This is a genomic window from Amycolatopsis melonis, from assembly GCF_040064235.1.
In the GTDB taxonomy this organism is placed as follows: Bacteria; Actinomycetota; Actinomycetes; order Mycobacteriales; family Pseudonocardiaceae; genus Amycolatopsis; species Amycolatopsis melonis.
The window spans coordinates 12607-24973 of the sequence record NZ_JBDZYD010000013.1; the positions used below are offsets into that span (position 1 = coordinate 12607).

Consider the following 12367-nt stretch of genomic DNA (forward strand, 5'->3'; position numbering starts at 1 on the left):
GTGACCCGGCCGGGGGCCTCCGTTCGCGGAGGCCCCCGGCGCGGTTCAGAACGACGAAGTCGCCGAGGAAATGCAGTAGGACCCGTCGGTTTCGCGCTTGACGGTCAGGTCGATGGTCACCGGACGGCCGCCGTCGGCCGTGCCGGTCAGGTGCACCGTCATCTGGTCGTCGAGGGTCTTGACCGGCTCGCCCGCGGTGAGGTTCGCGCCGGCCTCGGACGCCCTCCGCGCGATACCGACGATCTGGCTCCGGTCGGCCGCGCACGCGGCCCGGCCCGCGTCGTCCGGGCTGCCCATGACGGCGAGCATGAACTTCCCCGCGGCGACACTGCCCGAGTTCAGGTCCAGCGGCGGCGTGCTCGGCCCCTTCGACCGGTGCGAGACCAGGAAGCCGGGCGCCACGAACGCGGTGATCACGAAGACCACCACCAGCAGCAGGCCGGCACCGCCGGCGAGCAGGCCGATGAGCAGGCCGTTGCCCTTCTTCGGCGGCTGCGGGTAGCCCGGGTACTGCGGCGGCGGGTACTGCTGGGGCGGGTACTGGCCGTACGGCTGCTGCTGCGGATAAGTCATCGTTCGCTCCCCCGGTCCGGTTCGTCAGGCGCACCGTACCGGCACGGTCCGCGGCCGGCGTGGCGTTTCCCCCACATTCGCTCGGCCAGGTGGGTGGCGGTGAGCCAGAATGGCGGCATGCCGCAACTGCGCATCGCGCTCGCCCAGGTCAACCCCACCGTCGGCGACCTCGACGGCAACGCCGACCTGCACGTCGAATGGACCCGGCGGGCCGCCGAAGCCGGCGCCCACGTGGTCGTCTTCCCCGAGATGTCCCTGACCGGCTATCCGGTCGAGGACCTTTCCCTGCGCCGCACCTTCGCCGAGGCCTCCCGGCAGGGCGTCGAGTCGCTGGCGCGCCGCCTCGACGAGGCAGGCTGCGGCGAGGTCCTCACCTACATCGGCTACCTCGACCTCGACGAGGCCGGCCCGCGCGACGCGGCGGCGGCGCTCTACCGAGGCGAGGTCGTTGCGCGGCAGTTCAAGCACCACCTGCCCAACTACGGCGTGTTCGACGAGCACCGCTGGTTCAAGCCGGGCACCACGCTCGACGTCGTCCGCTACCACGGGATCGACATCGGCATGGTGATCTGCGAGGACATCTGGCAGGACGGCGGGCCGATCTCGGCACTGGGCCGCGCGGGGGTCGACCTCGTCGTGGCGCCGAACGCGTCGCCGTACGAGCGGTCCAAGGACGAGCAGCGGCTGCCGCTCATCGCGCGCCGCGCCGCCGAAGCGGGCGCGCCGCTGGTCTACACCAACCAGATCGGCGGCCAGGACGACCTGGTCTTCGACGGCGACTCGCTGGTCGTCGCCGCGGACGGCACGGTCGTGGCCCGGGCGCCGCAGTTCGTCGAGCACCTGATGGTTTTGGACATGGACCTCGCCGCGGGCGGGCACGCCACCGACGGCGAGCTGGAGGGCCTGCACGTCCGGCGGCGCGTGCTGAGTTCGGAGCCGCTGCCGGCGTACGAGCCGACCGCCGAGCCGGTGATCAGCGAACCGCTGTCGGACGAGGCCGAGGTGTGGCACGCGCTGGTCGTCGGGCTGCGCGACTACGTCCACAAGAACGGGTTCTCGTCGGTCACGTTCGGGTTCTCCGGCGGCATCGACTCGGCGGTCTGCGCGGCGCTGGCCGCGGACGCGCTGGGCGGCGACAACGTCTACGGCGTCTCGATGCCCTCGAAGTACTCCTCGGCCCACTCGAAGGACGACGCCGCCGACCTCGCGCGGCGGATCGGGGCGCACTACCGCGTCGAGCCGGTCGAGGACATGGTCCGCGTGTACGTCGACCAGCTCGCGTTGACCGGCCTGGCCGAGGAGAACATCCAGGCGCGGACCCGCGGCATGCTCCTCATGGCACTGTCCAACCTGGACGGTCACCTCGTGCTGGCCACGGGCAACAAGACCGAGCTGGCCGTCGGGTACTCGACGATCTACGGCGACGCGGTCGGCGCGTTCGCCCCGATCAAGGACGTCTTCAAGACCCACGTCTGGCAGCTGGCGCGCTGGCGCAACGCCGAAGCCGTCAAGCGCGGGGAAACCCCGCCGATCCCGGAGAACTCCATCTCGAAGCCGCCGTCGGCCGAGCTGCGGCCGGGCCAGATGGACTCCGACTCGCTGCCCGACTACGCGCTGCTCGACGACATCCTCGACGACTACGTCGAGGGCGACCGCGGCTACGCCGACCTGATCGAGGCGGGCTTCGACCCGGAGACCATCGACCGCGTGGTGCGGATGGTCGACAAGGCCGAGTACAAGCGGCGCCAGTACCCGCCGGGCACGAAGATCACGTTCAAGGCCTTCGGGCGGGACCGCCGTCTCCCCATCACCAACGCCTGGCGGGAGGGCAAGGCTTAGTTGCTTTCAGCTGAGCGCGACCTGGCGGCCTTCCGGGGTGCGCAGGGCGGCGGTCAGGCCCGCCCGGTCGGCGCGGCGGACCAGCAGCTCCAGGCCCAGCGCGTCGGTCACCGCGAGCACCGAATCCGGGTCGGGGTGGGTGCCGGTGACCATCAGCAGCGGCAGCGACGGCAGGCCGCGGGTGGTCGGGTGCGGCGTCGAGCCCCAGTCGATGAGGAACGGGTGCAGCGTGCCCGGGGCGCTCGGCGGGGTCAGCCGCCAGCGCAGGGTCTCGCCGTCGGCGGTTTCGCGGGACATCTCGATCGCGTCGCCCGGGTCGAAGCCGTGGGTGCGGGCCGCCGCGATCGTCGCGTCGAGGTCGGTCGTGCGGACCGCCCAGGCGACCAGGGCGGGCTCGGTCAGCTCGTCGATGCCGAACGGCCGCGGCCGCGGCGGGTCCGGCTGGGCCGGGTCCGGGCCGATGACCTCCAGGTACATGCCCGCGCCGAGGTCGGCGAGGTGGTTGGCGGTACCCCAGCCGGCATGGCTGCCGCCGGGCGCGGGCGTGACCCCGGTGAGCGCGGTGACCCGGGCGACGGCCTCGGCGAGGTCCGGCCCGGCGTAGACGAGGTGATCCAGCACCGCGCCATCATCCCGCGCCGACGGCGCTCGCCGCATCCACCTTGCCGTGCCCGAAGTAGGTCGTACCGGACCGGGTGTCCCGGCAGACCGCGTCCGGGCACGGCATCGGCGTGGCCGTCTCGTACAGCGCGCGCTTGACGCGTTCGGCGCTCCAGTGTGGATGCTCGCTCGCGATCAGCGCGGCGACCCCGCTCGCGTGCGGCGCGGCCATCGACGTCCCGCTCGCCGCCCGGTATTCGCCGTTCGGCCACGTCGACCAGACGCGCACGCCGGGCGCCGCGACGCTGATCCGCGACGCCGAGTAGTTGGAGAAGCTCGCCTTGAGCAGCTTCTCGTCGAGCGCGGCGGTGCCGACGACGCCGGGCAGCTCGTGCGGCAGCCGCGTGCAGGTCGGGTCGATCCGGCGTTCCACCGGCGTGCTGTCCGCCGGGCTTTCGCGGTCCACCGAGCGGGCGTCGAGGTCGATCCCGGCGTTGCCGGCGGAGGCGACGACGAGGACGTTGCGGCGCTGCGCGTAGGCGACCGCCCGGCCGACGGCCAGCTTCGCCGCGGCCTGGTCGGGCTGGTCGTCGCAGTTGTAGCGCCACGGGATCGACCGGTAGCTGTTGTTGGTGACGGCGAAGCCGTGCTCGGCCGACCAGACGAACCCGCAGACCATGCTCTCGGCCGTCTCGGTGTCGTCCCGCTCGGCCAGCTTCACCGCGGCGATGCGGACACCGGGCGCGACCCCGACGACGCCGACGCCGTTGCGGGCCGCGGCGATCGTGCCCGCGACGTGCGTGCCGTGGCCGTCGAGCGTGGGCCGCCAGGCGCCGGGACCGCGGTCGGCCCAGCCGGACAGGCAGGACACGGAGTTCTTCTCGTCGAACGCCGCCTTCAGGTCCGGGTGGGTGTCGTCGACGCCGACGTCGAGGACGCCGACGAGCGTGCGCCTGCTGCCCTCGGTGACCTGGTGCGCTTCGGGCAGGTGCAGGGCCGGGACGTCCCACGCGGTGCCTTCCGGCGGGACCTGGCCGGAGTTCGGCGAGTTCGGGCCGGTGTAGCGGAGGTCCTTGCGGGGCGCGAAGAACTCCTTCGGGATCTTCGCGGTGCGCGTCGCGCCGACGGCGTCGATGCCCGGGGTGTTGCGCACCTTCGCGGCGAAGTCGTCCTTCGCCGTGTACGCGACGACGACACCGATCTGCGGGTAACTCGCGACGACCGTGCCGCCGGCCCGCCGGACCGCCAGCTCGGCCCACCACGTGTGGCCATGGCCGGCGTGCGTCACGACGACGTGCGGCATGACCAGCGGGTCCGCCGCCGCCGAGGTGGCCGGGGTGGCCGCCAAACCGAGCAGCAGTGCCGTCACCAGGAATACTCGCCGCACCCGTCCTCCTCCGGAAATCGCCCAAACCGAACTTAGCGATCATTCGCGGCGGCGGTACCCCTCTTCAGTCGTAGGCTGGCGGCATGACGACGGGGTTCACGGTGTTCGACACCGCGATCGGGGTGTGCGGGCTGGCGTGGCGCGACGACGTCGTGATCGGGACGTCCCTGCCCGAGGGCAGCGCGGCGCGGACCCGGGCGTGGCTGGCCCGGCGGTTCCCGGACGCCGTCGAGGGGACGCCGCCCGCGCCGGTCCAGGCCGTGGTGGAGGGGATCGTGGCGTTGCTCGGCGGTGCGCGTCCGGACCTGACGTCGGTGGAACTGGACTTTTCGGGCGTGCCGGAGTTCAACCGCCGCGCGTACGAAGTGGCGCGGACGATCCCGCCCGGCAAGACGCTCACCTACGGCGACATCGCGCAACGGCTCGGGCAGCCGGGCTCCGCGCAGGCCGTCGGGCAGGCCATGGGACACAACCCGTTCCCGATCATCGTCCCGTGCCACCGGGTACTCGCGGCGGGCGGGAAGGACGGCGGGTTTTCGGCCCGCGGCGGCGTCGGGACGAAACGCCGGATGCTGGTGATCGAGGGCGCGCTGGCGGACGAACCGACGTTGTTCTGAGCCTCCTTGGGTGTCGCTAGGGGAATCGCGTGTGATTGGAGGGGCATCACTCGTGATTGGAGGGTCGACACGCGTGATTGGAGAGTCGACACGCGTGCCTGGGGGGACGACGCGGGTCCCCCAAGGCCGCGGGGTTGTCAGGCGGGTTGCCAGGGCTTGATGAACGGGGTCTCGGGCCAGCCTTCGGCCGCGGCCATCAGGGGCATTGCCGTGCCGCCGTCGATGTGCTCGCGGATGATGTCCGCGTGGCCCGCGTGGCGGGCCGTCTCCTGGATCAGGTGGAGCAGCACCCAGCGGACCGACCAGGCCTCGACGTCCTGCGGGAACCACGGCACGCCCTTCGGGACCGGCACCGCCTGGCCGAGGTCGTCGATGCCGGCGATCACCTCCTCCGTGCGGGCCGCCACCTCGTCGTAGCGCGCGATCGTGCCCTCCAGGGTCTCGTCCGAGCCCAGCGCGTATCCCGTCGCGTACTCCGCCATCGCCTCGTCGAACGGCTTCTGCGGCAGCTGCAGGACCGTGTCGATCCAGCCGCTTTCCGTGCTCGCGACGTGCTTGATCAGCCCGCCCACCGACAGCGTGCTCTGCGTCGGCGTGCGTCTCGCCTGGTCGTCGGTCAGCCCGTGGGCCGCCAGCTTGAGCACGTACCGCTGCTGGGCCAGGAACTTCAGCAGCCCGTCACGCTCGTCGGCCACCGGGGGCACGTTTCCCGCCATGTCGATCCTCTCCTCGGGGACGTTCGCCGCGATCGTCCCACCCGGCACCGACATTCCGGGGCGAAATCCGCCGGTCAGGTCTGCGGACGCACGAACGGGAACAGGACCGTCTGCCGGATCGACGCGCCGGTGAGCATCATGAGCAGCCGGTCGATGCCGAGGCCGAGCCCGCCGGTGGGCGGCATGCCGTGCTCCAGGGCCAGCAGGAAGTCCTCGTCCAGCTCCATCGCCTCGACGTCGCCGCTGGCCGCGCGCAGCGACTGGGCCTCCAGCCGCCGCCGCTGCTCGATCGGGTCGGTCAGCTCGGTGTAGGCCGTGCCGACCTCGGAGCCGAACGCGATGAGGTCCCAGCGCTCGGCCAGCCGCGGGTCCACGCGGTGCTGGCGGGTGAGCGGCGAGACGTCGGTCGGGTAGTCGGTGTAGAAGGTCGGCAGCACGGTCGCGCCCTCGACGAGGTGCTCGAACGCCTTGAGCACGAGGTCGCCGTGACTCGGGTCCTCGCCCACCGGCACGCCCGCCGCGACGCACAGGCGGCGCAGCTCGCTCACCGGCGTCCCGGAGTCGATCTGCTCGCCGAAGACCGCGGAGACGGCTTCGTGGACCGGGACGACCGGCCAGTCGCCGGAGATGTCGTACTCGACGAGCTTGCCGCCGGCGTCGGGCCTTCGCACGACCTGCGCGCCGTACGCCGCTTCGGCCGCGTGCTGGACCAGCTCGCGCGTCAGCGTCCTCATCGTGTCGTAGTCCGCGTACGCCTGGTAGGCCTCGAGCATCGTGAACTCGGGGTTGTGTGTCGCGTCGACGCCTTCGTTGCGGAAGTTGCGGTTCAGCTCGAAGACGCGCTCGACACCGGCCACGCACAGCCGCTTGAGGTACAGCTCGGGCGCGATCCGCAGGTACATCCGCATGTCGTAGGCGTTGATGTGGGTGACGAACGGCCGGGCGTTGGCGCCGCCGTGCACCGTCTGCAGCATCGGCGTCTCGACTTCGAGGTAGTCGGCGTGGTGCAGCCGCTCGCGGACCGCACGGACCACAGTGGACCGCAGCCGCAGCATGTTCGTCGAGTCCGGGTTGACCGCGAGGTCGAGGTAGCGCTGCCGCACCCGGGTCTCCGGGTCGGTGAGGCCCTTCCGCTTGTCCGGCAACGGGTGCAGGCACTTCGCGGTGACCGTCCACTCGTCGACGAGCACCGACAGCTCGCCCCGCTTCGACGTCACGACCTGGCCGCTGACGCCGACGTGGTCGCCGAGGTCGACGCCGGTCCGCCAGCCGGCGAGGTCCAGCTCGCCCGCTTCGAGCATCAGCTGGATCTCGCCGCTGAAGTCCTTGACGCGGGCGAAGCACAGGCCGCCGAGGACACGCAGGTTCAGCACGCGCCCGGCGATCCGGACGCGGTGCCCGGTGGCGGTGTCCGGGGCGAGGCCGCCGTACTTCGCCACGACGTCGCCGATGTGGTCGTCGCGGCGGAACCCGACCGGGTACGGGTCGACGCCCGCCTCGCGCAGCTTGGCCAGCTTGGCGATGCGGACGCGGACCTGCTCGGGCCGCCGCAGCGGCTTCGGCGCCGGTGCCGCCGCCGACTCCTCGATTTCCCGGACGCGGGCGACGAAGTCGTCGCTGACCGTCTCCAGCCGCAACGACCGCGACCGTCCGGTCGGGACGAACCCTTCGAGCGCGCCCGCGACGATGCCGACGCGCGGCAGCCGCCGGGCCGAGGAGTAGCAGAGGAACCGCGGTTCCCATTCCGGGCCGTACTTGGCGTTGGACCGGTACAGCGACTCCAGCTGGAAGAACCGCGAGAACACGCTGAGGATGCCGCGCCAGGCCCGCAGCACCGGGCCCGCGCCGATCCGCTCGCCCTCGGAGAAGACCGCGCGGAACATCGCGAAGTTGAGCGAGATCCGCTGCGCGCCGAGGTGCTGCGCCGCCGCGACGGTCTCGGCGATCATGTACTCGTTGAGACCGTTTTCGGCGTCGCGGTCGCGGCGCATGAGGTCCAGCGACAGGCCACGCCGTCCCCAGGGGACGAACGACAGCAGCCCGCGCAGCTCGCCGCGGGCGTCGTAGGCCTCGACCATCACGCTGCGGCCGTCGCTGGGGTCGCCGAGCCTGCCCAGCGCCATCGAGAACCCGCGCTCGGTCTCCGCGCCGCGCCACGCCTGGGCGCGGGCGAGCAGCTCGGTCATCTCCGCTTCGGGGATCTCGCCGTGGCGGCGGACCCGCGAGGTGTAGCCGGCCCGCTCGATGCGCTTGACGGCCTGGCGCACCGAGCGCCGCTCCGGGCCGGCGAGGCTGAACTCGCGGACGTCGAGCACCGCTTCGTCGCCGATTTCCAGCGCACGCAGGCCCGCGTCGGTGTAGACCTTCGCGCCGCGCTCGCTCGCCCCGAGCACGCCGGGGGTCCAGCCGTAGGTGCGGGTCTCGTCCAGCCACGCGCGGACTGCGTCGGGCCACGCCTCGGGGTCGCCGACCGGGTCGGCGCTGGCGACACTCGTGCCGCCGAGCACGCGGTAGGTGACCGCCGCGCGGCCGCTGGGCGCGAACACGACGCTCTTGTCGCGCCGGGTGGCGAAGTAGCCGAGGGAGTCGTCTTCGCCGTGCTCGGCGAGCAGCTTGCGCAGGTGCAGCTCGTCCTCGTCGGTCCGCAGCGCCCGGCTGCGCACGCCGCGGAAGAGCAGGTACAGCGCGGCGGTGGCGACCGCGGTCGCGCTGAGGTCGAGGAAGACGTCCAGCCAGGCGGGCCCCTCGCCGACGCCGATCCGGCGCAGCTGCAGGTTCTCGCCGGTCGCGTGGTTGACCACCCAGGCGAAGCGCTCCCACGAGTCGCCGAGGTGGCCGGGAAACGCTTCCGCCAGCCCCCAGCCGACCAGGATGACCACGGCGAAGCCGCCCAGCAGCATGGTCAGGCCGTCGCGCCAGGCGCTCGGCGCGAGCCGGGCCGGGAAGGCGGGCCGCAGCGCGAGCAGGAACACGATCAGCGCGACCGACACGACGTCGGCCACGGTCAGCGCCCACAGCTGGGCGGGGATGTGCCGGATCTGCTTCGGGCCCAGCGTCAGCAGCTCGGGTGACCACAGCAGCGTCGCCTGCAGGGCCAGGGTGAGCAGCAGGCCTCCGACCTGGAACAGCACCAGCGTGTACAGCGCCGCCTTCTTGCGGCGGCGCAGCGCACCGCCGAGCACGACCAGCAGCAGCACCATGACCAGGCTGGAGCTGGTCGGGACGCTCAGGCCGGAGAAGGCCATGTCGATGCCGTTGAGCAGGCGCCCGTGCGGCCCGTTCGTGAAGAGCAGGACCACCGAGAACACCGCGGCCAGCTGGACCACGGTCGCGACGATGCCGCCGGCCTTCGCCTTCCAGGCGGGCAGCCGCGGACGTGTGCTCGCGAGGTTTCCCATCGTTGGTTTCGTCGCCTTTCGCGGCCGATCGGTGCTCATGCCCTCTTCTTGACGTAAGTAGACCCAGGTTGGTTGTCCCCGGTCATCAACCTGAAGGCTGACGGCCGGTCCTCCTCGAGGGTGTGAAGCTGGTCCCAGGTGGTTGGGGCCGGTCCCGGAGCGTGTCACGCTTTGGGACGCCCCTGCTCCACGACCCGGGGACCCCACCAGGGCCCCGAGGGAAGGACGGTCGACGACGATGTCTGCCACCGCGAACGGGTCCGCTGAAGAAGCGGCCCCTTACGGAACCGGACCGGCCGCCAAACCGGCGTCCGGCCGGAAGGTCCGTGTCCACCACCTGCGTGAGCTGAAGGACCGCGGCGAACCGTGGCCCATGCTCACCGCGTACGACATGTATACCGCCGCCCTGTTCGACGAGGCCGGGATCCCCGTGCTGCTCGTCGGCGACTCCGCGGCCAACAACGTGTTCGGCTACGACACCACGGTGCCGGTCACGGTCGACGAGCTGCTGCCGCTCGTCCGGTCGGTCACCCGGTCGGTCAAGCGCGCCCTCGTGGTCGCCGACCTGCCGTTCGGCTCCTACCAGCTGTCGCCACAGCAGGCGCTGGAGACGTCGATCCGGTTCATGAAGGAGGGTCTCGCGCACGCCGTGAAGCTCGAAGGCGGACGGCGGTTCGCCGCGCACGTCGAGGCGCTGACCTCGGCGGGCATCCCGGTGATGGGCCACATCGGATTCACCCCGCAGAGTGAACACCACCTCGGTGGCTACCGCGTGCAGGGGCGCGGCGAAGCGGCGGACGCGCTGCTCGCCGACGCGCTGGCCCTGCAGGAGGCCGGGGCGTTCGCGGTGGTGATGGAGATGGTGCCCGCCGAAGCCGCCAAGCGCGTCACGCACGAGCTGCAGATCCCCACGGTCGGTATCGGCGCAGGCCCGGACTGTGACGCGCAGGTGCTGGTCTGGCAGGACATGGCCGGGCTGCGGCGCGGCAAGGCACCGCGGTTCGTCAAGCGCTACGCCGACGTCGCGACGGTGCTGCAGGACGCGGCGACGGCGTTCGCCGAGGACGTCCGCCGCGGCGAGTTCCCGGCGCCGGAACACTCCTTCCACGACTGAGTTCAAGCGGACCTGGCTCATCGGCGGCGGAACCGTTCCGCGAGGGCCGGGTCCGACTCCCACCAGAGGGATGTCGCCGGGGCGGCCTCTTCGTCCAGGCGGACGTCGATCTCCTTCGCGCGGCGGGCGTCGTCGCGGGCCCAGCGGACGAACAGCGCCGCGATGAACGGCAGGCCCGCGACGTCGCCGCCGATCCACAGCACGCCCGCGCCGATGATCTGGTCGGTGCGCGGGTCCGGGCCCCAGCCGGGGTGCGCGGCCGCGTAGTGCGCCGGGGCCAGCAGCGGGCCGAGCCACAGCACCAGGCCGAGCGCGCCGTCGAAGATCACCTCGGTGAACGCGATCCACACCGACACCAGGTGCGGGTCCTCCCGCGGCGTCGGGTCGAGGCCCAGCCGCGTCCAGAAGTAGCCGAATCCGGCCAGCACGAGGACCACGCGGACCAGGCCGTCTACGAGTGACGAGCGCAGCACGAGGTCGTACAGCGGCGTCAGGTACAGCACCAGCACCGGCGCGACCAGCACGACCGTGACGACCGGCGGGAACGTGAGCGCGCGGGCGAGCGGGCCACGGCCGTGCCGCCGCAGCCATGCGGCGCGCGGGCAGGCGTCCAGCAGGAGCCGGATGGGGGCGCCGAGGGCGAGCAGCAGCGGCGTGATCATCAGCAGCGTGATGGTCTGGACCGCGCGGACCCAGAAGAACGTCCGGTCGTAGACCGCCAGCGGCGAGCAGGTGACGACGAGGATCGTCGCGAGGCCGGCGAGGAACGCCGCCGTGCGGCCCGGCGGCCACTCGCGGCGGCGGGCCGCGCGGACGTACAGCGTGCCCAGGACGAGCACGCAGCAGACGGCGGGAACGTCGAACGTCAGTGGCATGTCACACCGCGAACCAGACCAGGCTGCCGATTCCGGCGACCACGCAGTAAATGGCGAACGGGGTCAGAGTGCGCGTTTCGAAGTATCCGGTCAGGAACCGGACAGAAATGTACGAAGCGACCCCCGCGACGGCGCTGCCGACGAGGGCGGGACCGAGCGAAGCGTGGTTTTCCGGGGCGAACAGCGACGGCATCTTCAGCACGCCCGCGGCCAGGATCACCGGCGTGGCGAGCAGGAACGCGAACCGGGCGGCGTCCTCGTGGTCCAGACCGCGGCGCAGGCCGGCGACCATCGTGCTGCCCGAGCGGCTGATGCCCGGCAGCAGCGCGAAGATCTGCGCCGCGCCGATCAGCACCGCCTCGCCGGCCCGCAGCTTCGCGAGCCGGACGTCGGCCTTCTCCTCGACCGAGACCGCCCGCATGACCAGGGTGTCCTCGGCCGAGAAGTCCACTGTGTCCGCTTCCGCCGCAGGCTTGCGCCGCGAGAACTTCTCGGCGGCGTAAAGGACTCCGCCGTTGAGCACGAGGAAGATCGCCGACGGCACCGGCTTGCCGAGGTGGTCGCGCAGCAGGCCCTCCAGCAGCAGGCCGGCCAGCCCGACCGGGATGGTGGCGAGCACGAGCAGCCAGGCGAGCCGCTGGTCGGGGGTGCGGACCTCGCGGTGGCGGATCGACGTCCACAGGCCGCCGGCGATCCGTATCCAGTCCTTCCGGAAGAACAGCACGAGGGCGAGCGCGGTGGCGACGTGCATCGCGACGAGCACCGCGAGGTACGGCGAGTCCTTCCCGATGCTCAGGTCGCGCTGCCACGAGCCGCCGAGCCACGCGGGCAGCAGGATGCTGTGCCCGAGACTGGACACCGGAAACAATTCCGACACCCCTTGCAGTACACCGACGACAATCGCCTCGACATAGGTCACCGCGGACATTCCGTACCCTCTTTTCGAGAACGCTGTCGAAAACCCGGCACTCGAAAGTACCGGGCTATTGGCAAGCACCGGGCAAGGGGGACGGGCGCACTCAGCGCTCTCTCAGACTTGTTCACATCCATGAACGCAAGTCATGTTCTTGACTGCTGTTCGACTCGTGGCTTAGCGTTTAGCCCGTCGCCACGACGAACTTCGCACCCTCGACGAGGAGGACCGGAATGCGTGAGCGGACTGACCCCGCCTGACGCTCCCGAAGACCGGGAGCCCGCTCAGCCCGGCGGCGGGGGCGGGCTCCCACCCAGCTTGGCCGCCGTCCCGTA

Annotated in this window: 10 protein-coding genes; 3 read left to right on the forward strand and 7 right to left on the reverse strand. The window is 71.8% G+C overall.

The window, feature by feature from the left end; translation table 11 throughout:
- Positions 1-45: 45 nt before the first annotated feature.
- Positions 46-573 (reverse strand): hypothetical protein, encoded by a 528-nt coding sequence (locus tag ABJI51_RS31420; protein ID WP_348954678.1) that lies wholly within the window; start codon positions 571-573, stop codon positions 46-48.
- 117 nt (positions 574-690) lie between these two features.
- Here ABJI51_RS31420 and ABJI51_RS31425 point away from each other — a divergent pair, with 117 nt between their 5' ends.
- Positions 691-2412 (forward strand): NAD+ synthase, encoded by a 1722-nt coding sequence (locus tag ABJI51_RS31425; RefSeq protein ID WP_348954679.1) that lies wholly within the window; start codon positions 691-693, stop codon positions 2410-2412.
- Positions 2413-2418: 6 nt separating this feature from the next.
- Here ABJI51_RS31425 and ABJI51_RS31430 read toward each other — a convergent pair whose 3' ends face one another.
- Together ABJI51_RS31430 and ABJI51_RS31435 are read right to left on the reverse strand one after the other, a co-directional pair.
- A complete protein-coding gene (locus ABJI51_RS31430; protein WP_348954680.1) occupies positions 2419-3033 on the reverse strand; it encodes a VOC family protein in 615 nt (204 codons plus the stop codon).
- A 7-nt stretch (positions 3034-3040) separates the two neighbouring features.
- A complete protein-coding gene (locus ABJI51_RS31435; RefSeq protein ID WP_348954681.1) occupies positions 3041-4399 on the reverse strand; it encodes a S8 family peptidase in 1359 nt (452 codons plus the stop codon).
- An 83-nt stretch (positions 4400-4482) separates the two neighbouring features.
- On the opposite strand from ABJI51_RS31435, the gene ABJI51_RS31440 reads away from it, so the two are divergent.
- A complete protein-coding gene (locus ABJI51_RS31440; RefSeq protein WP_348954682.1) occupies positions 4483-5016 on the forward strand; it encodes a methylated-DNA--[protein]-cysteine S-methyltransferase in 534 nt (177 codons plus the stop codon).
- Between the two features lie 137 nt (positions 5017-5153).
- Here the strand turns inward: ABJI51_RS31440 and ABJI51_RS31445 are convergent, their stop codons facing one another.
- Both ABJI51_RS31445 and lysX read right to left on the reverse strand, forming a co-directional pair.
- Complete coding sequence (locus tag ABJI51_RS31445; RefSeq protein ID WP_348954683.1) at positions 5154-5732, reverse strand: DinB family protein; 579 nt, start codon at positions 5730-5732, stop codon at positions 5154-5156.
- 74 nt (positions 5733-5806) lie between these two features.
- Positions 5807-9130, reverse strand: a complete 3324-nt coding sequence (gene lysX, locus ABJI51_RS31450) for a bifunctional lysylphosphatidylglycerol synthetase/lysine--tRNA ligase LysX (protein WP_348954684.1) — start codon at positions 9128-9130, stop codon at positions 5807-5809.
- A 238-nt stretch (positions 9131-9368) separates the two neighbouring features.
- Here lysX and panB point away from each other — a divergent pair, with 238 nt between their 5' ends.
- Positions 9369-10244: a 3-methyl-2-oxobutanoate hydroxymethyltransferase gene (gene panB / locus ABJI51_RS31455; RefSeq protein WP_348954685.1), complete on the forward strand. Its 876-nt coding sequence runs from the start codon at positions 9369-9371 to the stop codon at positions 10242-10244.
- A 17-nt stretch (positions 10245-10261) separates the two neighbouring features.
- Here panB and ABJI51_RS31460 read toward each other — a convergent pair whose 3' ends face one another.
- On the reverse strand, positions 10262-11119 hold the full coding sequence (locus ABJI51_RS31460) for a cytochrome c oxidase assembly protein (RefSeq protein WP_348954686.1): 858 nt from the start codon (positions 11117-11119) through the stop codon (positions 10262-10264).
- A gap of 1 nt (position 11120) precedes the next feature.
- Positions 11121-12047, reverse strand: coding sequence for an undecaprenyl-diphosphate phosphatase (locus tag ABJI51_RS31465; RefSeq protein ID WP_348954687.1), 927 nt, complete (start codon positions 12045-12047; stop codon positions 11121-11123).
- Between the last annotated feature and the right edge of the window lie 320 nt (positions 12048-12367).

Excerpts from the sequence above, each read along its gene's own strand:
- ABJI51_RS31420 (WP_348954678.1), bottom strand. The coding sequence starts at position 573 with ATGACTTATCCGCAGCAGCAGCCGTACGGCCAGTACCCGCCCCAGCAG.
- ABJI51_RS31425 (WP_348954679.1), top strand. The coding sequence starts at position 691 with ATGCCGCAACTGCGCATCGCGCTCGCCCAGGTCAACCCCACCGTCGGC.
- ABJI51_RS31440 (WP_348954682.1), top strand. The coding sequence starts at position 4,483 with ATGACGACGGGGTTCACGGTGTTCGACACCGCGATCGGGGTGTGCGGG.
- ABJI51_RS31445 (WP_348954683.1), bottom strand. The coding sequence starts at position 5,732 with ATGGCGGGAAACGTGCCCCCGGTGGCCGACGAGCGTGACGGGCTGCTG.
- lysX (WP_348954684.1), bottom strand. The coding sequence starts at position 9,130 with ATGGGAAACCTCGCGAGCACACGTCCGCGGCTGCCCGCCTGGAAGGCG.
- panB (WP_348954685.1), top strand. The coding sequence starts at position 9,369 with ATGTCTGCCACCGCGAACGGGTCCGCTGAAGAAGCGGCCCCTTACGGA.
- ABJI51_RS31460 (WP_348954686.1), bottom strand. The coding sequence starts at position 11,119 with ATGCCACTGACGTTCGACGTTCCCGCCGTCTGCTGCGTGCTCGTCCTG.
- ABJI51_RS31465 (WP_348954687.1), bottom strand. The coding sequence starts at position 12,047 with ATGTCCGCGGTGACCTATGTCGAGGCGATTGTCGTCGGTGTACTGCAA.